The organism is Williamsia sp. z71 (genome assembly GCF_059553375.1).
This window is the reverse complement of sequence record NZ_JCANWX010000011.1, coordinates 39,926-63,856: the sequence shown is the minus strand read 5'-3', so window position 1 is coordinate 63,856 and position 23,931 is coordinate 39,926. Positions and strand designations below refer to the sequence as shown.

Below are 23,931 nucleotides of genomic sequence, written 5' to 3'. Positions count from 1 at the left end.
CGGCGATTTTCCGTGAACCTCGTGCCGGCTCACAACACGCCTTGCTCCGCCAATACCCATCGGATCGGATCGAGGCAGCGGAAAGGTGTTATGCCATTGGCGTGAAGCTTTGCGCCTCGGGGTGATTCACCCAGCGCCGACACCGCGAAGAATCGGTGGGTGAAGGGCACTCTGGTGTAGGGATTTTCAAGATTCCTGAGCATGGGGCCTGCGTCCAGCTTCTGGAGCAAGCTGCTCACCTCGGCATCGAGGAGCTCGCCGTCGGCATCGTCGTACACCCCCAGCTTCAGACCGGGGTCACGCGAGAACGAGGCGCCGGCATTGGCCATGATCTGCCCCCACTCGCTACCTCGCACGTCCTGTAGCGCTTGAAGCGCGTCGAACTTGGACAGGATGATCGCCAGCTTCGGACTTCCGCGGTCGATCAGCTTCATCACGTTGCGAAGGACCATTCTGGGGTCGCCACCGCGATTCGTCTGGACGGGCACGAGGTCTTGCAGCTGATCACTGATCTCGTCGACCTTCAGCGGATCGAACATGAACAACACCGCGTCAGCGGCCCCGAAGAACTGCCACGGATAGCCGCCGACCTCGCTGTTCTCGAGGTCCTCCCCGGCCACATCCCGGATGACCAGGTAGCGCTTGACCCCGTTCCAGATGCCGATGCTGAAGATCAACGGAACCTGTTGTGGACTTCCTTCGGTGGAGGACGACGGGGTTGACTGGAGGATGCCCCGTTGTTCGAACAGCGGCCTCTCATAGACATTTTCATAGTGCTTCGCGACCTGATCGTCGGCCGGTTCGACCACCACATTCATCCGCTCGGCGTACTTTTCGAGCTGTTTGATCAAGACCGCGATGTACACGGTCTTCCCGGTCGCTCGCGCACCTGCCATCACCAGGCAGGTCGATACACCCCAACGCCACATATCCGGCAGCACAAAATGGCAGATCGGGCAGATGTCGAGAACGGACCCACCTCCGAGTTCCGCTTCTGCCCAACCGATGTCCGGAACCCACTCGGGAGGCGCATCCTGCGGCCTGCGCAATTCACAGGTCTTACCCATCCGGACATCTCGACCGCTGAAAGCGGTTGCCCGGTCGTCCGTCTCAGACACTGACGGCTCGGCTTCGGTCCAGGCGAACCAGTCAGGTCCCAGGAAGTTGAAACAGCGTGGGCATTTGTTCACAGCGCGGTGCTCCTGACATTCAACACAGCCAACAAGCGGCCGACGACTTCGTCGACCAGTGCCGGTTCGGCGAGAAGGCGATCGACAGCGTTCTCACCTGGCAGTGGAGGCGGACACACCGCCCCCACAAAATTGGGATCGGTCAAGGCTGCGCGTGACGGCGAGAGCACCAGCTGTGTACTCAAGCCGCGTGATGCCACCTGTGTCGGCGCGTCCGTGACGGCGATCGTCAACTGTGCGCCGCCCTGAGCTACCACCGGTTCTGCGAGCGCGGCACCGACTCCCATACCCGTGGACGCGACGGCCGATTCGAATGCCGCCGTGAAATCGTCGCCTTCCAGAGCAACTTCGGTGACGGTCCGACCCGAAAGGACCGCGCGCACCGGCACACCCGCCGACAAGACCGCCGCGACTCCCGTGGCGATATGTATCGCGGCACCGACACTCCCGTCCGAGATGAGCGACGCCATCGACAAACTGGCGTCCACCACGACCACAACCTCCAACTGGCGTCCGGCGGGCAGTTGGTCGACTCCGAGTGCTCCACGCGCTGCCGACCGCGCCCGCGCAGCCAGTGGCGTCAGTGGCAATTCCGGGCGGATCAGGCGTGTTGTCACCGAAACCTGTTCGCTGCCAGACGGACTTATCACCGCCAACTCGAGCGCGCTCAGTCCTGACACGTCCCGGGGTGTCAACTGGGCCCGGTCCGGATCCAAATCGTTCGAGCTGTCAAGACCCACTGCCACATGCAGAACGGTCCCCTGCGGAAACGTTGACAGGGTTCCCGAAGGCACCGCAGAAATGACCACGTCGTGATCGACCCGGGGAACGATCAACATCCCTGGACTGTGGGCGATCACCGAAGTGTCGATCATGCCGTCTCTGCGGGCCACCAGTGCAGCTGCATCCACGGCGCCGGTGACCGACATGGTGACGGCCAGCGGCCGCTTCGGCAGCTGCGCGGAACTGGTTCCGTCCAGTACGTAAGTCACCATCAGGTGTGATCCTCTCGGTTGGTCAATGAGAAGCGCGGACGCGACGAATCGCGGGCGAGAAGTCCACGCTCGCGCAGCCACGTCTTTCCGGCCGTGCGGTATTCGGAAAAGAAGTGCTCGGCCTCTGCAGCGGTGAGGCCACGCACGGAATCCCACAAGGCGTCCCGTACGTCCTCGACAGTTGTCGGTCCGCGGTAGGTGGCATTGGAGAGCTGCTTGTCGATCGTCCGATCCATCCAGGTGACCGGAGAATGGTCGACGTTTACCCGTGCACACAACGCGATCGGCGATGTGCCGAAATCCATTTGTGAGCTGGCGGATTCACCGGCTATCCACGCGATGTCGATGACGTCTCGCTCCACGAGCCGGTCGATCCACTCGACCAGTTCCGGCTGAAACGAGTGAAGCCGTTTCGCCAACCGGTCAACCCCCGGCGCGTCGATCGACGCCCACGTGCGACCTCGTGATTGCGCGGCTATGAACAGCGCACCCAACGGAACACACACATCTTTGTCGGCGTGGTCGAAGACTTCTGGGTGCAGCTCGCTCACCAGCAACTGCACCTCGTTGTCCATGAGCGTGAGTGCCCAGCGCGTTTCGAAGTCGGCCCACGCTGACGCGGATCGGACACGGGCTACCGCGATGACCAACTTCGAGGCATCGTCAAGAGGATCGGGTTGCGCCAGAGGGTAATTGCAGACGTAGTCGACCACACGATCGAGGTCCTCGGACGCAGGTGCGTACAGCACACGTCGCCAGGCCAGGGCGGGCAGGACGTTCTGCGGATACCTGTCGATGAGGTTCAGCAACTGGACCGTCGTCAGTGAATGGTGCCTGATCAGCCGCGCGACCCGCTCATAGCGTTCGAGCACCGAGTAGCCACGTAACGCCATCACACACTCGACAGCGATGTAGACCAGCTCAGCCTTCCGCTGCGGAGAAACCGGGTCCGCGGCAGGATCGTCCAACAGGGCGGCGATATAGAGCGGGAACAGCTCGCACACGTGCTGGTCGAGCATGATGGATCCGGTAGCGCCGAGACCGGGCTGAATGCCGTTGTCTCCGAACAGCCATCGCCACACAGTCAGGTCCAGTTCCTGCGGCGCATGAATGACTGTTGCCACAACACGCTGCAGCACCAACGACATCGTGGCGCCCGAAATATCCGCGGTTGCCTTCGCAAAGGCGCCCGCACGAGAGCGCGCCCGCAAGAACTCGACACCCGAAACCTCAACGAGGTCGCACAGGGCATTCATCGCGGCGTCCAGCCCAGGTCCCGGGCGGGCCACCCGATTCAACAATTCGCCTACCCGCAACGCCGAGAGCACTACGGATTCCGATGGCGGCGGTGTCACTGCCGACAGCGAGGCCTGCATCGCGTTGAGCCATAGCGTGAATTGATCGTGCAAGCGACCGAAGTCAACATTGCGGCACACCGGCACCGACTCGATGTTCGTGTCGGGTGCAGCAAGCCACGCTTCGGAGCCCAGCGCACACCTGACCAGTTGCAATGCAGCTCTGGATTGGCTGCCTCCGGCGTATCTGATCCGGGCGAGCCGCCCCATCGCTTCGACGGGGGTCGTGGGCGCGTCCGCGACGTAGAGGTTCTCGACGAGGTCGCGAAGCCGCTCGGAGCTACCGAGGTGCGACGGATGATCGTCGGTCACCGCATGCGCGGATTCCCTGTCGACGTCACCGAGTCCCAGCAACCGACTGGCCACCGCGATTGGCCACACCGGCGAAAGGTCGCGATCCCCGACTTCACGAGCTATGTCGTCCTGCAACCGGATCACCCGCATCGCACGGTCGGCATCAACCAGCGCCGCCTGCGCGAGCAACGACCACGGCGAGACCGGCACCTCGAAGGCCGATGTCGAGGGCGTATGACCTTTGCCACCCAGTGCGCCCAATGGCGGGTCTTCTTCGTCGGCGTCGATGACGACCCAGTCTGCGGCCGGTAGTTCGACGCCGTTCTTCGGAACGCAGATGAGGTTCATTCCCCGTCGGGCGTCGGCGAGCGCGAGTTCGGGGTTGTCATGTGTTGTCCACGAGAAGCGACGGGCGGTACCCGGCGACATGAAGTAACTCACCGCACCGATCCATTGAGGAGCGTCAGCGGTCGCGGTCAACAGGACCACGGGCCGCCCACCCGCCATCGCGTCGTAGACCGCATCGAGAAGCACCTGGATCACACCTTCGCGGTACGTCTCCAGCAGGAAGTCCACGGCTTTGCCCATGGTGATGAGTGCGCCGGCCTGAACGCGCTGACGGCCGGACAACGTAGTCGCGCGGACCGCTTGGGCGTTATAGGGCCGTAGCCAATCCGGCGAGTTCCACAACTCGATCGGGCGAAGCGACGGCCGCTCGGCGAAGTCATCATCCAGTACGACGTGCGCAAAGACATTTCCGGGCCGACCGGAGCCATCGAGACCTGCATCCACCGTGTGCCAACAGACGCCGGCACCATCAGGGAGTGCGTCGTACGCGAGCCGCGCCGGACGCCCTTCGATGGTCGCAATGGTCGGAAACTGGGGCAGCGGCGAGCCCACGTCGAACTTGGTGACGATGCGTTCTGTCATCGCATCGATGTCCGCCGGTGTCAGGTTGCCGATCTTGTCCTTCACCTGCCACCCACCGCCGCTACCTGATCCGTTGTCGAATGACGTGTAGATCAGTTCCCCGTACCGGCCCGTTTTGTGAAGCGACGTGATCCCAGGACGCTCGTCCTCGTCGAACGCGCGTGGCGTCACGTTGCCGGCCCCACCTGGGTATCCAGTCGCAGCGAGGCCAACGGCGGGTCGGCGAGGGCAACGCGTCGGACCGGGAAGCCGCCGTCTTCGACGGACTCAGTCATGCCACGTGTGTCCGCGAACAAACGGACGTAACCGGGCTGGTTGGGCAGAAGGGCACGCCACCCGCTCTCCGGTTGACTCTTCATGAACCGCCCGACGACGAGCTGCCACGCCCGTTGCTGTGAATGGGGCGACATCAAGGGAACGGTGACTCCGTCGTAAGGTCCCAACGGAAACCGGTTCAGGTTGTGCACCATCACAAATGGAGGTGGCGCGTCAAAGTCGGCGTCGCTCTCCAGCTGGATGGCAACGACTCGACCATTCGCGTCAGCGTGGACCTCGGAAAATGAGTATTTGATGCGAGCGAGGCCAGGGTACGGGATCCCGGTGTGCTCACCACGAATCTGCGCACCCCCGGAGTACGACACCGGAACCAAATAGACGATGCAACCCGCCGGCAATTGTTTTGAGAAGGTCAGGCCGCCGTCACGGAGATGGTGCCGGAGATGGATTTCCTCGTCGGGGCGACCGGCAATGGCTTGTTCGGCGGGGACGGTGCGTGGGGCGACATATGCCAGCACGCTGCGCGCTCCCGGCGGCCATCCGAACGAAGCGATTTGGGCATCGAAACGCTCGATGATGCGGGCGTCTGTGACGGCCGGCAGCGGGCGCGTCTGGACTCTCACCTTTCCGACCTTTGCATGGTCGGCCAGGATGGTGACGGGTGTGAAATACGTGCGATCCCACCCGCCGTGCCAGGGCACTGCAGTCATGCGCGACGACACCGAATCAGCCGCCACCACAGGGTGCTTCAGCTGAGCGGCATCATCGAGCCCTTGCGGTGCGAGGGCTTCATACGGCATCTCCGACAACTCGAGATCTGCCGGCGGCGGGGTCGGGCTCCGGTAGATCACAACTCGCCCCGCCGGCGGTGTTGACCAACGCAGTTCGAACTCCCCGATTCGATCACCGCTCAGGGTCACCTGTAGGTCGGTGACAGGTTGCAGCACAACCGATACGGCAATGTCCTTCTGCACAGGATTGGCGAGCCGCACACTGTTGCCCACACTCACTTCTGCCAACGCGCGGTACAGGTAACGCTCGCCCCGAGTGACCTCCGTGTCGACGAATCCGGTCAGATTGGGTTCGTTGGAGAGGATCTGGTGGCGGGGATCGTTCAATCCTCGAACACCTTCGCTCAGCGGCACCCGGAAGACGCGGACCGCCCGTGTACCCGGAAAGACGTTCCACTGCGCAATGACTCGTCCTTCGTCTTCGAACAGGTTGAAGTCTGCGACCGGACTGACCACTTCGCCCTGTGCAACGAGCACCGGCTGTTGGTATCTTGCAGTGCGGACGTCAGTGCCGACGTGGCACCACACCTGGAAAGTGCGCACCGCCGAGGCCAAGAACCGGGTGTCGTCGAATTCGATTTCGGTGGTGGCAACCAGAAGCTCGCCGGCTTCGGGCTTGTGGGGGAATTCGTCTTCGGTGGACACCACCCGGTAGATCACGGTGTCGTCGGGTGAGGCCAGATACGGCTCCCAGGTCACGCGATGCCCGTCGGGGCCTTTGACAATCACCACCGCACCGGGTTCGACCGGATTCTCGCCGTATTCGAACTCGCAGAAGTCCCTGTGCGCCAGCCCCAATCCCCGATCGACCACCGGAGTAACTGTGGCCGGGTCGGTGCCCACACTCGCGACGGGCGCGGACGGGACCGGGGTCGTTCGTTCAGCGGGTACTGGGGTTGCCGGCGCCACTACACCTGCCGGTGCCGACGATCCGCCAGACGCAAGCGCCTCGTCTGGGAAGAACTCGGCCAAGATCACGGCCATCTCGGCCGCGAGGGCTGGATCTGCTCCCTGGAGCTTGTTACGGATCTGGTCTTCGGAGACGAATTTGTGTTTGACCAGTTTGATCAGCGTCGCGTCTTTGATCGCTCCGGCGGACTCCACACCATCAGCGATTCGCTGCGAACGCCACTGCATCAACGCTTCGACGGGATCTGCGGTCACGGAACCACCCGAAGAGGGCACGGATAGAGGGGCGGGCCGGCTCGCATCACCGGTCCGCGAATCGATCGCATCAGGACCGGACGACGTCACGCTCACGTGTTCGCGACCGTGTTGCGGCGGGGCTGCAATCTCTGCCGGCGCCAGGAGTTCTCCGGGAAGGTTCTGCACCACGGCATACGGATCGAGCCCGAACCTGACCTGGTGCAGGATGTACTCGATCGTCGCCTTCCACGCGAGTACCGGGCCCTCCGTGGCCAACGTGCTCAGTGCTTCGGGGTTGGCAGCGATCGTGGAGAGCTGCTCTTCCGATGGCACGTCGTGGCCATCGGCCGCGGCTACCGCCCACACGAGGAGTGCGGTTTCCCGTTTCTGTTGTTTGATGTTCGTCATCTCAGAATCCGAATCCCTCGCCCAGCTTCGGAGGCGCGAATCGCCGACTCTCCGAGACCGGTTCGGCCGGTGCAGTGTGTTCCGGACGCATCTGCGGTACCTCTTCGTTCCATTCGATGTCCGTCCGACGACGGGCGTCGAGGGTCAGACTGTCGATCGACAACGCACCCGACAGTTGCGTTGCCGCACAAATGATCCCGAGTCCGTTCCGTGCCGCAGTTCTGACATCGTCGCGTACCTCGGCCGCCCCGGCGGTCGTGGCCATGTCGGTCAGGACCATCCGGTCGAAGTTCCCGCTGGGCGGAGTGGGACGGTCGATCTGACACAAGAAGTCGGAAATGCTGACGGCGCGGTCAGTGCCGACTCCCGGGACGTCGACAGTCCCCACCAGGCGTTGGACCAGTTCGGATTTCGGTCCCATCAGATTCGCGCGAGCACGATTCCACACGAGGTCGGCACCGGTGGAGGTGATCTGACCACTGAACAGAGCGTTCGACCAGCGATCGAGTTGCGATCCCGACCCCTGGCCGGGGGCGGTCCACAACCGGCTCAGCTCGGCTTCCATGTCGCGTTCGGCGCGTCCGGCAGCGGGGGTGGCGTTACCGACGAGCCCATCCCAGGATTCGGTCAACCAACCGAGCCCGAAGAGATCCTGCCGCACATAGTGCGCCGTGGTGGCGACCTGTTCGGCCACGGGATGGGCTGAGCCCGTGGCGACCGACATGGGCAGACCCCAGGCGATCCTGGTATCAGCGTGGCTCTCGGCGTGATCGGGCCCGAGGGGTTGTGCGAGAAACGTTCCCAGCGCTCTGCTCCACGAGAGATATTGGCTGTATGCCTGCGACAGACGTTCCAGATCACGAAGTCCGGTACGAAGATTTTGCCGGTCCACCTCCTGTTCGGAGATGACAGACTTGCGCCGATTCAGTTGCTGGAACAGGTCTCGTTGACTTCTGATGAAGGCGATTCCGCACACCGCTGTCGAAAGCAGCAGGAGCACCACGTAGATCACCGCCGCCAACCACCAATCGAGCAGTCCGTCGACCACCCCCCAGACAAGCAGCGCGGCAACAAGAACGGCCAGGACCGCACCGACTTGGATTATCCGCGCGAACCGCCCATGACTGCTTGTCGTTTGTTCCGGCAGGGTTTGACTGTTTCGCAACTTCTCCATCAGGTGCTGCACCTCACGGAAAGTGTTCTCGAAGCTGTCGGCGAGCCGGCGACCGACCTGTACGCCGAAGCTTCCTGAGGTTTCGCGTTGCCAGTTGTCGATGTCAGAGGCAGTCCGACGGGCATCGAGACCCAGGTTGGACTCCTGCTCCAGTACGGACAGCTTCTGGCGCAGCTGCTTGATGCCGAGGGCGTCGGTCGCGTCGACCCCATCGACTCCGACAGTTGCCGCGACGATGCCGGGAAGTTGGTTGAAGCGCTGTGCAGGCCCCGGGACGACATCCGCAGACCGGCCGAGAACTCCACGATTTGCACCGACCTGAACGGGTGTCAGATCCGAGGACCGGGCACCACCATCGGCCAACGTGAGAGCTGCCCGTGCGTAGTCCTGCCAGAGTGTCGACATGTCCACCGCCGCGTTGTGCGTCCGACCTTCGGTCGGGTCGGCCAGGACACTGCTCAGTTGTCCTGATGCCGAACCGATCTCGGTCCAACCCGCGAGATGACCTTCCGCGGTGCGACCTCGTGCCACCACGTCGTACGCTGAGGGGGCGGCACCGAAGATGGTGGCATGCACCGTCGAGGCGATTCCGGCCGAGACCCCGTCCACCAAACGTCCGTACCAGGCGGCAGGGGCATTGCGCAGTGCAGCGCCCATGAACGAGAAGAACATCTTGATTGCGGCCCAGACCCCGATCTCGGATGAGCTCTCGGCCACATAGGGCATGCGTGGTCCTTGGAGAACCGGGTCGAACTTGCGCCACAGCTCATCGGACATTGTCCGAGCAGCCAATCCGACGTCTTGGATGTAGACCACTGTGGAACGTTGATCGCTGGGTAGTGGCAGCGTCCCGTCCTGAGCGAGAACCTGGGCACGGAGCGAGTCCTCCGCCGCGGAGGTGTCGAGCTTGCGGTAGAACGATCGCGCCAACCGCACCACCTGGCCGGGCAGCACCGGTGCGTCGTCAAGCGGCCGATGATCCAGGCCCTTCCACAATCCGAGCAATGCCACCGCAGCCGGTGCGCAATGGCGACCGATTTCGACTGGATCTGTCGACGGCTCCAACTGGACGTGCCCCATCCCAGGGCCCTGTGCGTCTTCCGGCGCCACCAGGATGTTGTGCCATCCGTCCAGCACGGATGGGGACTGTGCGGCAACGGTTCCGGGCCGGGCAATCATGCATCGCACCCGGACAATGCGCGCGCCACCCGACGTGGACGCGAGCAGATCGGCGATCCGATGCTCTTGTCCGGCCGACGCCGGAGCCACGATGCCCACCAGTGGAACAATGACGCAGATCCGGAGCACGTCGATCCGCTGCGTCGACAACACCTGTTGGAGTGTCGTGTCGTACGCACGCCCCTCCGACACACTGACGACAACCTCGGTCGTCGGCGCCTCGGTCACCCAGACAAAAGGCTCGATCAACCCTCCGGCGGAGAGATCACAAAGGGCGCTGAGGATTCCGTCTGCGATGCCGTGCGGCGCGATGAAGACAGTGACTGCAGCCATGTCAGAACGTCCCTCCCTTGGGAACTTCGAACGCCATCACTGAAGACGTCGGAGCGATCGTTTGCACCGGTGCTGACGATTCCGGCCGTTTCGCCTGTTCGACGCATCCGTCGATCATGTCGATGATCTGACTGGTCGCCCAGTACACGTCCGGAGCCAGGTCACGGAAAATCGGGGTGGCCGAGGCCTGGTCGCGGACTGTGATGGTCGAGAAGACACCGCCGCCGGGGGCCGGGGGCAATCCCGGTTCCGGACGTGGGCCCGGCGGAAGGTAGTGCGTGCCGGCGAAGTCGCGGTTGTTGTGCAGGTAGGTTCGAAGGCTTTCGGCACGCTCATCGATGGTCACACCGGGTCCGGTGTTCTCGACCGCCGACGCCAGCCCCGTCCCCGTGTCACCGCTTCGGAGCCAGCGAGACAGATGGGTCCGAGCCGCCAGGCCGTGAACGCCCGACACCTCGTCTTCGGCCGACGAATCGTAGATTCGGCGGAGCGCCCGGTACGGCAGCATCGACGACATCACCGGCGGCTCATGGGACTGGGCCATCGCCAGCAATATCGACTCGAGAACTGCCGGCATCCAATCGTATTCGGCCGTGAACTGCGAGGGCGGTGTCAAGAGCGGATTGGGGAAATTCCGCCAGGCGCTCGTCTCGCCGTCCCAGACCCGGGCTGCCTCGTCGTAGGGTTCCGGTGGCAGCGAGACCTGGCCGATCACACGACCCAGGGTCCATCCGGCGACCATCGCACGTCGTTCGGTCGGGTGCATCGGCAGCGAGGCGGCGAGCGGCCGCGAGCGGCGCATCCGCCAGAAGGCCTGGCGCTGTGAGGCAGACGCCCCGAACCACTGACGCGCTGCCGGTTCGAGGACGGAGTTGAACGCCAGCGGTGAATAGTTGGGGTACGACCCGAAGATGTCGACGCGTTTGATCTTCGACTCGTTGGTCAGTGCCCGGGCCAGCACGTCTTTGGTCTTGTTGTCGATACGTGAGTACTCATTGAGCGCCGACGCCAGCTCGTCTGCCACGCGTAGGCCCTTGAACGGCACCGCCGAGAACTTGAACCGGTAGCTCATCTGTTGGGTGTTGTGGATCGCCTGCATGGCCTGTTCGTTCACGCTCGCGAGCGGTCGGGCCAGGTTGATCGCCTCGCCGAACTTTGCCACGATATCGTGATGGCGCCGAGCCAACTCGGACTCCGGCTCTCCGACACCGGTCAGGTACTCCCGCAACGACACTCGACAGAAACGGTCGAACGATTCGCCCGTCCTCTCGATGAACTTGCGAGACCGGTTCAGAAGCTCGGCCGGTCGGACGTGCACGTCAAAACGGGCCGGCGAAGAGATCCGGGATTCACCGGTCGCCGGATCGGTCACGAACGCCCGTGACTTCCAATCGGCGGTCCGCTCTACCACCGGCTGATCTTCGGCCGGCGCGTGGCTGCCATCGTTGGTCGCCCATTGGCCGGTGATGGCGTAGGTGGTGGCGACCGCCACAGCCTCGCTGAACTGCCGCATCCCCACAGCTGAGGCACCGACGGACAGCGGCAGATCGACTTCATACCGCTCTTTGAAGTCGGCTGAACTGGTCAGCATGACTTCGTTGTTGGCTTCAGAGAACCTATCTGACACCCAGGCATCCGAGTCAGACGGCCACGCCGCATATTCGTCTGTCTGCAGCCGCGCGAGACCCACGTCGCGAACCGGCTCCCCGGCGGCCGTACGCAGCAGGATGTGGGATTCGTTCAGTGCCTCGATCAACGGATCGAAGACTTCACCCACCATTGAGCCGGCGGCGACGCTCACGAGGTTCGACAGGGACGCGTAGATCTGGCGTTCGATTGTTCCCTGGCTTCCCTCGAGGACGCGGGCCAGGATCTCTGAGGTGCTGGTGAGGTTGCCGCGGAGGCCGTTGAGCGTGCTGGTCACCTCGGCCGGCAGTTCGGTGACATCGGACGGGCTGTACTTGGCGAGGTCTTGCGCGCTCGGCAAGACCACGTTCTGCATGTACTGCGAGACCCGTTTGACCAGCGCTGTCGCATACGGGAGGCCAAGCTGTGCAATGGCTTTCGTGGTCACCGCTTCCAGGCGCTGAGCGAAGGCCACGTGCCAGCGGTAACCCCACGAGTAGGCCTGCTCGTGGCTGCCGTCCAGTAATGACTGGCGGCGGTCGGAGAGCGCGTTGTGCACACTCGACACCCAGTGAGTGGCGTTCAAACCGTCGCGGGCGTCGATGTAGCCGCGCAGATTGGTGTTCACCACGTGTGCAGACAGACTCATGACATCTTGACGAGGCAGTACCGTGTTCGTGATCCACTGCCCGACAACTGCTTCGCCGGCAGTCACCGGAAGTTCGAGCTCGTTGCAGATGTTGGACCACTGACTGTCCAGGATCGCCGCGGCCTGGTCATCGTCAGAAGCCGGATTACCGGGTTGCAGATGGCCGCGCAGCAACCGTTCGGCGCTGCTCCGGGCGAGGCGTTGTGCCGAGTACTCCGCGTACCGATCGCGGCCCATGCTCAAGCTGGCGAACCCGAACGACCCCCACGGCAGGTTGTCCCACTGCCCATTGCCCCAGCCGATGAACTCGCGATTGCCTGCGGTTCCGCCACCGTTGGACAGGTCCCATTCTACAAACTGTTGCGACGCAGACTTACTCATCATCAACGCCGACAGTCCCCTACCCAGACCGCGGTACACGGCCTCGGGCGAACCGTCACCGAACAGGGTGCGCTCAGCACCCACATAACGTCCAACTGGGAAGACCCGGGCAAACGGGATCAGTTCACCCTCGCCATTTTGCTGCCCGAGGGCGCGGAGGATCGAGACATCGTGTTCACGGGCGGCACCGGTCTGGCTCGCCACGATCTCACCGAGCATGGCCAACGCATTCGCGCGCACACCGGTGATCGCCGACGAATCCAGGCTGTCGAAAATGTCCGGCGCAACCATGAACACGCCCATGAGACGTGGGTCGACGCCCGGGATCAGTGTCAGCATCCGGCAGATGTCGAGGGCCATGGAAGCTCCGGCACCGCCGGCCATCGACGACACCACGAGCACAACGGGGCTCTCGCCGGCATCGTACTTACCCGAACCGGGGAGGTCGAGCCGTCGCATCTCGCTTTCGGTTTCGACGCGGAACAGGCGATCCCAGCTGTGCTGCAGCTCTTCCCGCACCTTCGCGACCCGGCTCAACGTGATCATCCGGCCGAGCGCGCGATACTGACCGGCGCCGGTACTCAAGGGGGTGTGAATAGAACTGGGGTCGCGCGGTGCCCACGTTGCCAAACCGTCCAGCTCACCGCCCGATGCCAGGCGCTGAGAGATGGCGTTGTCGAGGACCTTGTAGCTGTCGCTCTGCGGTCCGGTGCCGACATAAGCGCCACCCTGGTCGCGGACGTTGCCGAGTCCGTCTGGCCCCGGGGACGGAGCCGTGGGCACGTCGAGGTGCACGAACTGCCAACCGGCCGGGATCTGCGTGACGCCGAATGCAGCGAGGTCCGAACGCAACTGGTCCATCATGTAGGCCAGCGTTGCGCCTCCCGAACCACCGCAGCCGACAACCAGAAATCTCCTCATACTCTTCTAGCCCTTCATAGCGTTGATCGACTTCAGCGACGGAATGGATCGAATGGTTCGTCAGGAGTGCTGGGAGCAGCTCCCGGAGGACCCTTTTCGAGCGATGGACGGTTCGGCGACTGCGAACCCGGCCGTTGCTGCCCGCCGAACGGGTCAGCAGCTGGTCGTGGGGCAGATCCGAATGGATCCCCCGAAGCCGGTGACGCAGAGGGCGACCCGGAACCACCGAACGGATTGAACGCCGTCGTCGCCGTCGGAGGTGGAGCCGCCGGACCACTCGGGGTGGTCACCGTCGACCGTGAGCGCAGGTCTTCGAGAGTGCGCGGCAGATGCCTCACCATGTCCTCGACGAGCGCGTTGACCTGCTGCGGCCCGGCGTCACCACCGGCGAGGAGCACCACGGTGGCCCGATCGGCGGGGCCGTTCGGGTCGTGCAGCACAAACCATGTGTTGTGCACCGCCAATGGCAACCGAGCGTTCGGCGTCTTGCCATGCATGGCAGGTGTCTTGCTGCCCGCACCGGCTCGGTCACCGGACTTGGCGACGACAAACCCCGCACCCAACGGCGACAAACCGGTTCGGGTGATCAATTCGATGCCACCGAGGTCAAGGCGACGAGCAGGTTTGTCCAAGCCTCGAACCAACTCGACGAGGTCGCGATCCCTGATGGCGAACGGCTGTCCGTCACGCAACACCGATCCCCCGCTCACGGTGACCGGAATCTGCTGCGCACGCAGTGACCTGGCCGGGACCCGCGCCGTGAACCACTTCGCCAAGTACAGCAGCAGTAGCGGCACACCGGGGCCCAGGATCAGTGCCACGACGAGCGCGATCAGAAAGTTGCTGGTGTTCAACGGCTTCTGCAGATCCGCGGTGAACGACACCTGCACCGCCACGGCCCGCTCGGGTTCATCCGGAGGTGAGACCATCACCTGCACCGATCCGTTGACCACACCGTTGGCCGCATCCGGAATCGAAAGGGTCACCGGCAACGTCTCCCGCTGTCCTTCGGACAACGTCACACAGTTGTCGGCCGACGTCGCCGATGCGGTGACTGTCAGTCCGTCCACACCATCCGGAGCCGCAACAACCTTCGCGGCCGGTTCTTGCGGCAGCCAGACGCATCCGGGACCGGTCACGGTCAGCGAACCCTTGAAGTTTCCTTTGCCCTCAACGGTTCCGAAGTCGATCGTGCTGCCGACCGCGGGGAAGCCTCGCGGTGGATCGATGGTCACCGGGATGTCGATGGACCGCGGTGTCAGCGGGGTGCCCTGCACCCGTTGGCCGTTGGCACCGGTGGCGTCGGCGGTGGTGATCGCGAGCGACAGTCGCATGGTCGCGCCGCCTGCGGGCACCCCGGAGAGATCCATCGTCACCGGGTTCGAGATCGCGCTCTTATCCACATCGGAGACGACGGGATAGCTCTTCCCGTCCTTGTCGACGAGCGTCGCCGACAACTTCGCCTTGCCCAGTAGTTCCGTGGGATCGATCTTGGTGTCTTGCCCGTCGACGATGGAGAACGTCACCGGGACATCGGCATCGTCACTGTGCAGCGCGGCATTCTGATCACGGTCCCAGGACGGAACGAGATCACCCGAGATATGAATGTTCGATTTGCTTGTGGCCCCCGAATCGCCGGCCGGATCAACGAACGCCAAGGCCCACACGCCCTGCCATTGCGGCGCTTGCACATTGCTCATCTCGAAGGACACGGTCTTCTGCGACGGCCACTGGTAGTCGACTTTCACGCCACCGAGGTCGCCTGTTCCACCGGCCCGATTGTCGAGCGGCAGCCGATCACCCTTCGGTGACACCAGGCTCGGCACCAGATTCGCACCATCGGCCGTGGCCAACACGTTGACGTTGCCGACCGAGCGGTCGAGAACGAATCGGTGCTTGCCCGCTTCACAGACCACCCGAGCGCAGACGGTCGCTTCGCTTTCCAGCGGAGCCTGGCCGGGCGTGCTGAATGCGTCGAAGGCGAACAGCAGGTCATCGATATCCTGGGCGAGATAGAAGTCGCCCGGGATCGGAGACGTCAAGTCGCCACATGCCGCGGGTTTCGCTTCACCCGTGGCGATCGAACTCATCAGATCGAAGTCCGCCGGCGAGGAACCCGCCGGCGCGAGTCCGATGCCGAAGGTGACGATTCCCGACGACCGCAGCTGGTCCGCCAAACCTCCCGAGCGACAGATGCTCTCGGTAGCTGCCGCGACGGCCTGATCGACACCGGCCTGCCCGTTGAGGTCGACACCGGGCGCATATGGCTTGTCCACTCCGCCTCGCGGAGTGAAGTCGAGTTTTCCGTCAGAGAACCAGGCAACGGCGCGGCAGTTGCCGCCTCCGACCTCGGCGGGTGCCGGTTCCGAGAACTGCTGACGCGCTCCGTCCAGTGCGAGCCAGTAGTCGGTGTCGACGCCGGTGTTGCGGTCCCGGAAGCGATCAATGCTGGATTCCACGACGGGCAACGACGCTTCGTCAAGCGCAGTCCATCCGAGTTCGCTGCGGTACTGGTCGGCGAAACCGGAGACTGCCACCTCGATCTTCACCCCGGAATCGGAAGCGAATCGCGCCAGTTGCTGTGTCAGGTACTTCGCCGCCGTGACGCGCGCGGCGTCCGGATCGGACGTCTGCAGGCTCGTCGACTCGTCGATCATCAGCAGCATCTGCCCGGACTGTTGCGCCGCCAGACACGCGCCGAACTGAGTGGCCCCGTCGCCCTCATCCGCGTTCGCTGTCGGCGCCAGTACAACAGCAATCACCGTGACACAGAAGAACATTGCCAGCAGTTGTGCTACTTTTCTGATCTTAACGCTCATTGCCGACCTACCCAGAACGCGAAACCCAGTGCACCAATGACAATTCCGACGACAGCGATGAGAACAACTGCGCCGTACGCGACGGTCACCCAGCCAGGGCTGGTATAGATCGGCGCGGATCTGCGCTTCGTATCACCCAGCGTGTACGCGGCCAAGATCCCGATGGCGATCGGACCCGACAACGCCCATCCAACGATCGACAACCAGTCCGAACGACCGATGAGCCCGACGACCACACCCAGCGCTGCAGTCACGCCGGCGGCTATCAGCAAACCGGTGGGCGGGCCTGCGATCTGGATCGCTCCCGGCTGGGGTACACCGTTGCCACGCGCGGAACCGAATGCGCGTTGAGAGGGTACGGAACTTGGGTTCGGCACGGCACTACTGCCTGATCCGAACGGGTCGAATGGTGCTGACACAATACTTCTTTCAAATGCTGGTATGGACAGAGCTCCGCCGAAGCAAAGGTCAGCCCATTTGTAGATTGCCGATGCGCGACGCAACCAGTACGACACGTTTACGATCCGCAACAGCCTTACCTGGCTATCGAATTCGGCTGCCAATTGGCCTGTCATACAAACAGATGACACCGACTCGTAAGCCTCGCAACGCATTTAACCATCCAGATCGCGCACCCACCGCACCAGTCTGGCAAATAGGCCCGATCAGCCCACATTCACACCGTATTCACGGGCGATTCCAGCAAGGCCCGACGCATATCCCTGCCCGATCGCACGGAATTTCCACTCAGCCTCCCGGCGATAGATCTCGCCGAATATCATCGCCGTTTCCGTCGACGCGTCCTCACTGAGGTCGAATCGGGCCAGTTCACGGCCATCCGCCTGGTCGACCACACGGATAAAGGCATTCACGACCTGCCCAAAGTTCTGCCCCAGGGCGGCAGCATCGTGGATGGTGACCGGGAAGACGATCGACTGCACTCCCGGCGTCAATGCACGCAGATCAATATTGATCAGCTCATCGTCACCGTCGCCCTCCCCTGTTCGGTTGTCCCCGGTGTGCTCGATCGCACCATCGGGCGAGGTGAGGTTGTTATAGAACACAAAGAAGGAGTCGCTCAGCACCTTCCGGTTCGAATCGACAGCGAGGGCGCTCGCGTCCAGGTCGAAGTCGACCCCGGAGGTGTCCCTTACATCCCAACCGAGACCGACACCGACTGCCGTCAAGTTTGGAGCCTGCTTGCTCAGAGAGACATTTCCGCCTTTGCCCAGGCTGACCGACATATTCTTCCTCCAGCTCATTCTCCACGTGTAGTCCGAACGATGGACGCGACGCAGTTCTCTTTTCCATTGCTGCACTTGACATTAGCGTGCTGACCCCGACACCCCGGAAAAAGCACAGAGGAGTTACACGCAGCGCTATCGCATTGCCCAGAGCTGAATGCCGATCCGCGGTAGTTGAATTCAATGTGTACCCGGAACAACTTCGCGCACTTCGAGCAGCCCGAACACGTGATCAATAATCACGCCAGTGTGTCCCTGTAACACTTAGGGCCCGGGTGGCTATATCTGTATGAATGTCGTCGATTCCCTCCGACGGCGCACGCCCCGAAAGGCCACCCCTCCCCCATGCCTGATCCCTTCGCCATGCCCTCCAACTGGGACCGCCCACCGTCCGGTCCGCCGCAGCGCACAAAAAAGCGCAAGTGGCCGTGGATTGCCGGCGGGTTGGTGGCGGCACTGGTGGTGTTCGGTGCCATCGGCGCGGTGACCGAGGAAGATAAACCGACCTCCGTCGCCGACAAGGCACCCGCTCCCCTGAGCACAACAACCACGACGACGACCACCACCACCCCCACCGAGGAGCCGCTCCCGGTCGCGACGCCCGTCGCGCAGGTGAACAACGCTTCCGGGGCCAACCGGGCGATGACCAAGCTGAACGCACTGGAGGTCAAAGGCCGCGCGCCGAAGACCGGGTACGACCGAGGCCAATTCGGCGACGCGTGGACCGATGCCGTGAGCGTCGAAGGCGGACGCAACGGGTGCGACACCCGCAACGACATCCTGCGCCGCGATCTGACCGAAATTGTTTACAAGGCGGGTTCGCGTGGGTGCGCGGTACAGTCCGGCGTGCTCGCTGACCCGTACACGGCCACGTCGATCAACTTCCTCCGCGGCCAGGACACCTCGAGTGCCGTCCAGATCGACCACGTGGTCGCGTTGTCGGATGCGTGGCAGAAGGGCGCCCAGCAACTTACGCCCGCCCAGCGCATCGACTTCGCCAACGATCCGCGCAACCTGCAGGCCACCGACGGCCCGACCAACCAGCAGAAGAGCGACGGCGACGCCGCCACCTGGTTGCCGCCCAGCAAGGCGTACCGCTGTACGTACGTGTCCCGACAGGTGGACGTGAAGTCCGAATACCAACTGTGGGTCACGCAGGCCGAGAAAGACGCGATTGCACGCGTTCTCAGCACCTGCGGCGCCGCGATGCCAGAGGCTCCCGCTGTCGCCAAAACAGAAACCGCGACTCCTCTTCCCAGGACCTCCACACCCGCGGCGGTTCGCCCGGCGAACACCCCGCCGCCGACGCCCGCCTACACCCCGCCACCGGCGCCCGCGTACACGCCGCCTCCGGAGCCGGTATACACGCCACCAGCGGTCATCGACGCACCGTCGGTCTCCTATGCGAACTGTGCCGCCGTGCGCGCTGCCGGCGCAGCTCCGATCTACGCGGGACAGCCCGGTTACAGCAGCAAGCTCGACCGCGACGGTGACGGGGTGGCCTGCGAGACGTAGGCCACCGTTGGCCCGCTATACCGCCACTGCCGGCAGGTCCACCTTCTCCACGTCCACCAGGTTGTCCGAGTACACCCCGGCATTGCCCAGAGTTGAATGCCTGTCCGCGGTAATTGAATTCACCGTCGATCCGGAGCACTTGTTCTGCCAGTGGCCCACGTTGGCCATCACCAAACCCGGCATCAGATTTGGTTCCATGGCCGCCGGACCTTGGAACATGCCCCGGTCGTTGAAGACCCGCACGAGGTCACCCGCGTCGATGCCGCGTTCCGCGGCGTCGGCCGGGTGAATGAAGACCAGCTGCTCGCCTTGGGCGACCTGCTTGTCCGCGGCATTGCCGTACTGACTGTTGAGGAACGCGTGCGGCTTCGGCGACACAATGCTCAGTGGGTATTTCGCGGCGAGCTCAGGGTTCGACGCGACTGATTCGAAGGGCGGTATGTAGTCGGGTAACGGATCGACGTAACCGCCCGGTTGCATCCCCTCGTACATCGAACGCCATACCGGGACAACAAAGTTACCGCCTTCAGCAAGACTCGCTTTGAACTCGCACTTGCCCGACGGTGTGGGGAAGTTCCCCTCCGCGTGCGGTGCCCGAACGTCAGGCATTCCGACGTTGAGTCGCATCCAGCCAACCTCTTTGAGCTTTTCGAACGTGATGCCCTCCAGGGCCGGTGCGTCCCAGTCGTGGAAATCGATAAGCATTTGTTCGTCGGTGCGGTCCCAGTAGGAATCCGTGAAGCCCATGGTTTTCGCGAGTCGCCGGAACAGTTCGACGTTGGGCACGCACTCCCCCGGCGCTTCGATGGCCGGCTGGTTGAGCGAGATGTAGAGGTGGCCCCAGGTGACCATGATGTCGAGTTGTTCTGCCTGCATGGTGGCCGGGAGGAGGATGTCGGCGAACTTGGCGGTGTCGGTGATGAAGTGTTCGCTGACGACGGTGAACAGGTCGTCGCGCATCAGACCCTGCATCGTCTTGTTCTGCGCCGGACCCTGCGACACCGGGTTCGAGTTGTAGACGAACAGCGACTTGAGGGGCGGGTCGAGTTCCATCTCCCCGGTCAGCGCCATACCGAGGTCGAGTTCGTTGATGACGCGGGTCCCTTCGGGAATCCATTCCGGCATACAGATGGCGTCGAACTTCGTCGGGAACTCCCAGATCGGCATCTCCATCGTGCCGCCACCAACATGCCTCCAGGCACCGACCAACGCCGGCAGGCAGGTGATCGCACGAATCGCCTGGCCACCGCCGCGGCTACGCTCGAGTGCAACACCTTGACGGATCGCAGCGGGCTGACTGGTCGCGTATTCGCGTGCGAGGGTTCGGATGTCATCGGCGGGGATTCCGGTGATCTCCGCGACGTAGTCGGGCGTGTACTTCGCCGCACGTTCCGCTAGTTCGTCGTAGCCGACGGTGTACTTCTCGACGTAGTCCGTGTCCGTCAGGCCCTCCGTGATGATCTCGTTGATCAGTCCCATGGCGAGTGCGCCGTCGGTACCGGGTTTGATCGGTATATGCCAATCGGCCTGTCGCGCAGTACGTGTGCGAACCGGGTCGATGACGACGATCTTCGCTCCGTTGTTCTTGCGGGCTTCGAGTAGGAACGGCCAGCCGTGCAGATTCGTGCTGGTCATGTTCATGCCCCACACGATGATGTACTTCGAGTGGGCCATCGATTCGATGTCGAGGCCGCCGGTACCACCGACCGTCATGTGCCAGGCGGTGGACGAGCCGGACTCACAGTAGGTCTTCTCCGCCACCGTCGAGCCCATCCGGTTGAAGAACGCATCACCCGACGTCAGACCGTTGAGCACCCCCTGGTGCCCGAGATACGCGTGCGGCATGATCGCCTGGCTGCCAAATTCGTCGATGATCGATGTCCACCGCTCTTTGATCTCCGCCAGTGCTTCGTCCCAGGTGATGCGTTCGAACTCGCCGGCACCCTTGGGTCCGACGCGGCGCATCGGGTGCATCAACCGGTCGGACTGGTAGTGATGCTCGGGGAGGTTCTTGAGCTTGACGCAAAGCCCGCCTCTGGTCATCGGGTGGTCCTTATCCCCTTTGACATCAACGAGTTTGCCGTCTTCGACGTGATAGAGCATGGCGCAGGTGTCGGGACAATCGTGTGGACACGCTCCACGCACGATGGTGAGGTTTTTCCCGGTCAACGAATCGGCATCGGTTACCAGAGTCATGGTGGCTGTCCTCCAAGGGCGGTTGGAGAGTGAACAATGACCCTTTCAGTAAGCGCGCCCCATGTTGCACCGACGTGAATTGATTATTAATTCAGCTTGTCGGCCACCGAGTAGGCGGTGAACCGGCGATTCAAAGGCCTCCCGGTGACCGGGTCAGGCGATGACGCACCGTTGCTGGGGTACCCCCGTGAACCGGTCGATCATCCAACCGAGCGCGGTCGGGATACCGAAGAACCCCGGGACGCCATGCCCTGCTGCGGTTCCCGGGAGTATCGGCGGCAGCGGGAAGGTGGTGAATTGCACCGTCGCACCCCGACCACACCATTCGCGAGCGACTTCGCGTGAGCTACTCCACGGCACCACGTCGTCATTGTCGGACGCCACGATGAGAATCGGTGCTTCGGGGGTCAGTGTGCCGATACGCTGCTGGTCGAAGATGGGCTTGAGGACCGGGCTGGCGGTGGCCACCTCACCCAAGGGACGGCCACTACTCGTCCACGCGTTCGTCCGCTGGAATGCGTACCGCGCCAGCGTTTCCGGAACACACTGGTTAGCAGTCTCACGCAACAGCGACTTTCCCGCACTGTTGAGCACCCGGTCAAGTTCAGGACGGGCCTCGGGATAGTCGGCGTAGACGCCGTTGAGCGCGTATCCGACGGCACCGGTGAGGATTCCACCTTCGGCGAGCGCCAGGGTCTTCAATGGGTCCACGGGCGGGGCGCCGGCATATGTTCCGCGGACGTTGAGTTCGGGCGCGTACTGGGCGTGCAGTTCGGCGGCTCCGGCGACCGCTCCCCCGCCCTGCGAGTAGCCCCACATCCCAACCGGCGTGTTGCCCGGGAGGGATTTCAGGTCGATGGCGGCGCGGGCCGCGTCGAGCACCGCATGGGCCTGGCCCACCCGGTTGAGGTACCCGTGCACAGAAGGAGTGCCCAGGCCTTGATAGTCGGTGACGACCACCGGGATGCCCTGTGCGACCGCCGCGTAGATCGCAGCAATCTCGTACTGCAGCATCACGTCGAGTCCACCGCCGTACTGGATGACGGAGTTGAACAGCCGCGACGGGGCGCATTGATCGCCTTGACCGTGGGTGCCGACGGCGACGGCGATGACCGGTCGCGGGCCTGGCTCAGCCCAGGGAATGGCCGGCTCGAAGTAGGTGCCGGTGACGGCGGTCGGTGCACCGTTGATGGCGGTGCTGGCGTACATGATGCGGGTGCCGGTCGCGGGGAAGGCTCCACCGTCGGCCGGGGCACTGAACGCCAGCGGTGACGGTTCGGACCGAAGAATGCTCCCCGGGGTGCCGGAGACTTCAGCGGGCGGTTGGTAGAACGCCGGTACCGGCGCCGCGGACGCACTGCCCACCCCGGCGAGCACGGTCACCGCGGCGAGAATCATCACCGCCAGGACACTGAGCAGCAAGTGGGAACGGCGTGCGACGGTGGGTGCCATTCTGCGGAAGCTACCAGGTGCGACGTGCACGGGGACCAGTTTCACGGACACGGTGTCCGGACAACTACGTGGGCACATGAGACCGTCGCTTGCGTCCTGACGAAGGCAGCGGTGTCTCTCTACCGGACCCGGAATCAGGATTTTCAATCAGCCGCCTCTGCAGGCGGGGACATTCGACCACCTCCCACCCGCCCTCCGCAGCTGGATGATCGGATGCGGCGCCGACGCAACCCTCAGAGGTCGGCGTAACACCGTCGGACGTCGCGGGGATTACACAGTTGACGCTCCTGGAATTCTTGAGTGAAACGAACCCCCCCACCTGCTGCATGCCTCGGCGGCCCGCGGCGGCTGGATTATCGCCCCCGGGAAGAAGTGGATGTCAATGGTCAACCTCCTAGCCCACCTCAGCCTGTAGGTTGCAAGGCTGGCGCGGCTGTGGTCACGCGCAACCCAAAGATACGGTGACACCTGTGAAGCCATTAAATCCCGCAACCACACCCACTCCCCATGGCTTCTCGGCCATCGAGATCGGTGGACCTGCCAAATGCTGACGATGATGCGGTCGCACCTCCGCCTGGCCGGTGTCGTAACCGGCTGCGCCCTGCTGGTCATTGGTTGCAGTTCGACCGTTCAAGGCTCGGAGACAGACAGCTCTTCAGTCGTATCGAGTCAGCCGGCCAATGCACCTATCTCCTCGACAACGGTTTCGCCCGGCCCATCGCCGGAGAGCTCGGTGACGCCGATCCCGCCGTCGGTTGAAACTCCGCCAGAAGTTGTCACTTTCGTGTGCGGTGACCTTTCGCTGTATCAGTCCGGCACTGCCATCTACTCGGACGGAACCACCGGATACGAACCCTCCTGTGATACCTACATCCCGCCGACCGGCAGCCAAGATCAGAATGGCGATGGCGTGATCAGCGGTTTCGAGCGGTGTGGCACCGCGTGCGGCGAAGAACCGACCAGCGGGGAGATCCAAACCCAACACGGCTGCGAGCAGGGGTACATCACCGGCCCTGTCTGCGACGTGGTCGGATCGCCCTCGCCGTAGTCCGTCCTT

At 63.4% G+C, this 23,931-nt stretch carries 13 protein-coding genes; 2 read left to right on the top strand and 11 right to left on the bottom strand.

Annotated elements, in window-relative coordinates; genetic code table 11:
- Positions 1-29 precede the first annotated feature (29 nt).
- The 9 genes from AC51GR_RS23110 to AC51GR_RS23070 form a co-directional block, all read right to left on the bottom strand.
- On the bottom strand, positions 30-1,190 hold the full coding sequence (locus tag AC51GR_RS23110) for a P-loop NTPase family protein (RefSeq protein WP_496327002.1): 1,161 nt from the start codon (positions 1,188-1,190) through the stop codon (positions 30-32).
- Positions 1,187-2,185 carry a hypothetical protein gene (locus AC51GR_RS23105; RefSeq protein ID WP_496327001.1) on the bottom strand — a complete coding sequence of 333 codons (999 nt, stop codon included), beginning with the start codon at positions 2,183-2,185 and terminating at the stop codon, positions 1,187-1,189. The genes AC51GR_RS23110 and AC51GR_RS23105 overlap by 4 nt, the downstream gene beginning before the upstream one ends.
- Positions 2,185-4,935: a GAP1-N2 domain-containing protein gene (locus tag AC51GR_RS23100; protein WP_496327000.1), complete on the bottom strand. Its 2,751-nt coding sequence runs from the start codon at positions 4,933-4,935 to the stop codon at positions 2,185-2,187. The genes AC51GR_RS23105 and AC51GR_RS23100 overlap by 1 nt, the downstream gene beginning before the upstream one ends.
- A complete protein-coding gene (locus tag AC51GR_RS23095) occupies positions 4,932-7,385 on the bottom strand; it encodes a SaeA-related protein (protein ID WP_496326999.1) in 2,454 nt (817 codons plus the stop codon). Before AC51GR_RS23095 ends, AC51GR_RS23100 begins: the two co-directional genes overlap by 4 nt.
- 1 nt (position 7,386) lies before the next feature.
- Positions 7,387-10,071, bottom strand: a complete 2,685-nt coding sequence (locus AC51GR_RS23090; RefSeq protein WP_496326998.1) for a hypothetical protein — start codon at positions 10,069-10,071, stop codon at positions 7,387-7,389.
- 1 nt (position 10,072) lies between these two features.
- Positions 10,073-13,648 (bottom strand): tubulin-like doman-containing protein, encoded by a 3,576-nt coding sequence (locus tag AC51GR_RS23085; protein ID WP_496326997.1) that lies wholly within the window; start codon positions 13,646-13,648, stop codon positions 10,073-10,075.
- Between the two features lie 32 nt (positions 13,649-13,680).
- Positions 13,681-16,467 carry a vWA domain-containing protein gene (locus AC51GR_RS23080; protein ID WP_496326996.1) on the bottom strand — a complete coding sequence of 929 codons (2,787 nt, stop codon included), beginning with the start codon at positions 16,465-16,467 and terminating at the stop codon, positions 13,681-13,683.
- Positions 16,464-17,042, bottom strand: coding sequence for a hypothetical protein (locus tag AC51GR_RS23075; RefSeq protein WP_496326995.1), 579 nt, complete (start codon positions 17,040-17,042; stop codon positions 16,464-16,466). Before AC51GR_RS23075 ends, AC51GR_RS23080 begins: the two co-directional genes overlap by 4 nt.
- A gap of 90 nt (positions 17,043-17,132) precedes the next feature.
- Positions 17,133-17,711 carry a TerD family protein gene (locus AC51GR_RS23070; RefSeq protein ID WP_496326994.1) on the bottom strand — a complete coding sequence of 193 codons (579 nt, stop codon included), beginning with the start codon at positions 17,709-17,711 and terminating at the stop codon, positions 17,133-17,135.
- A gap of 345 nt (positions 17,712-18,056) precedes the next feature.
- Between AC51GR_RS23070 and AC51GR_RS23065 the strand changes: the two genes are divergently transcribed.
- On the top strand, positions 18,057-19,226 hold the full coding sequence (locus AC51GR_RS23065) for a GmrSD restriction endonuclease domain-containing protein (RefSeq protein ID WP_496326993.1): 1,170 nt from the start codon (positions 18,057-18,059) through the stop codon (positions 19,224-19,226).
- A 15-nt stretch (positions 19,227-19,241) separates the two neighbouring features.
- Here AC51GR_RS23065 and AC51GR_RS23060 read toward each other — a convergent pair whose 3' ends face one another.
- Both AC51GR_RS23060 and AC51GR_RS23055 read right to left on the bottom strand, forming a co-directional pair.
- Positions 19,242-21,422: a molybdopterin-containing oxidoreductase family protein gene (locus tag AC51GR_RS23060; RefSeq protein WP_496326992.1), complete on the bottom strand. Its 2,181-nt coding sequence runs from the start codon at positions 21,420-21,422 to the stop codon at positions 19,242-19,244.
- A gap of 153 nt (positions 21,423-21,575) precedes the next feature.
- Positions 21,576-22,874 (bottom strand): lipase family protein, encoded by a 1,299-nt coding sequence (locus AC51GR_RS23055; RefSeq protein ID WP_496326991.1) that lies wholly within the window; start codon positions 22,872-22,874, stop codon positions 21,576-21,578.
- Between the two features lie 544 nt (positions 22,875-23,418).
- Here AC51GR_RS23055 and AC51GR_RS23050 point away from each other — a divergent pair.
- Positions 23,419-23,922, top strand: a complete 504-nt coding sequence (locus tag AC51GR_RS23050) for a hypothetical protein (protein WP_496326990.1) — start codon at positions 23,419-23,421, stop codon at positions 23,920-23,922.
- The last annotated feature ends 9 nt before the right edge of the window (positions 23,923-23,931 follow it).

What these genes read in the sequence shown, in the direction of transcription:
- AC51GR_RS23050 (WP_496326990.1), top strand. Translation starts at nt 23,419, where the DNA reads ATGCTGACGATGATGCGGTCGCACCTCCGCCTGGCCGGTGTCGTAACC.
- AC51GR_RS23080 (WP_496326996.1), bottom strand. Translation starts at nt 16,467, where the DNA reads ATGAGCGTTAAGATCAGAAAAGTAGCACAACTGCTGGCAATGTTCTTC.
- AC51GR_RS23095 (WP_496326999.1), bottom strand. Translation starts at nt 7,385, where the DNA reads ATGACGAACATCAAACAACAGAAACGGGAAACCGCACTCCTCGTGTGG.
- AC51GR_RS23090 (WP_496326998.1), bottom strand. Translation starts at nt 10,071, where the DNA reads ATGGCTGCAGTCACTGTCTTCATCGCGCCGCACGGCATCGCAGACGGA.
- AC51GR_RS23055 (WP_496326991.1), bottom strand. Translation starts at nt 22,874, where the DNA reads ATGGCACCCACCGTCGCACGCCGTTCCCACTTGCTGCTCAGTGTCCTG.
- AC51GR_RS23065 (WP_496326993.1), top strand. Translation starts at nt 18,057, where the DNA reads ATGCCTGATCCCTTCGCCATGCCCTCCAACTGGGACCGCCCACCGTCC.
- AC51GR_RS23085 (WP_496326997.1), bottom strand. Translation starts at nt 13,648, where the DNA reads ATGAGGAGATTTCTGGTTGTCGGCTGCGGTGGTTCGGGAGGCGCAACG.
- AC51GR_RS23075 (WP_496326995.1), bottom strand. Translation starts at nt 17,042, where the DNA reads ATGACAGGCCAATTGGCAGCCGAATTCGATAGCCAGGTAAGGCTGTTG.
- AC51GR_RS23105 (WP_496327001.1), bottom strand. Translation starts at nt 2,185, where the DNA reads ATGGTGACTTACGTACTGGACGGAACCAGTTCCGCGCAGCTGCCGAAG.
- AC51GR_RS23060 (WP_496326992.1), bottom strand. Translation starts at nt 21,422, where the DNA reads ATGACTCTGGTAACCGATGCCGATTCGTTGACCGGGAAAAACCTCACC.
- AC51GR_RS23070 (WP_496326994.1), bottom strand. Translation starts at nt 17,711, where the DNA reads ATGTCGGTCAGCCTGGGCAAAGGCGGAAATGTCTCTCTGAGCAAGCAG.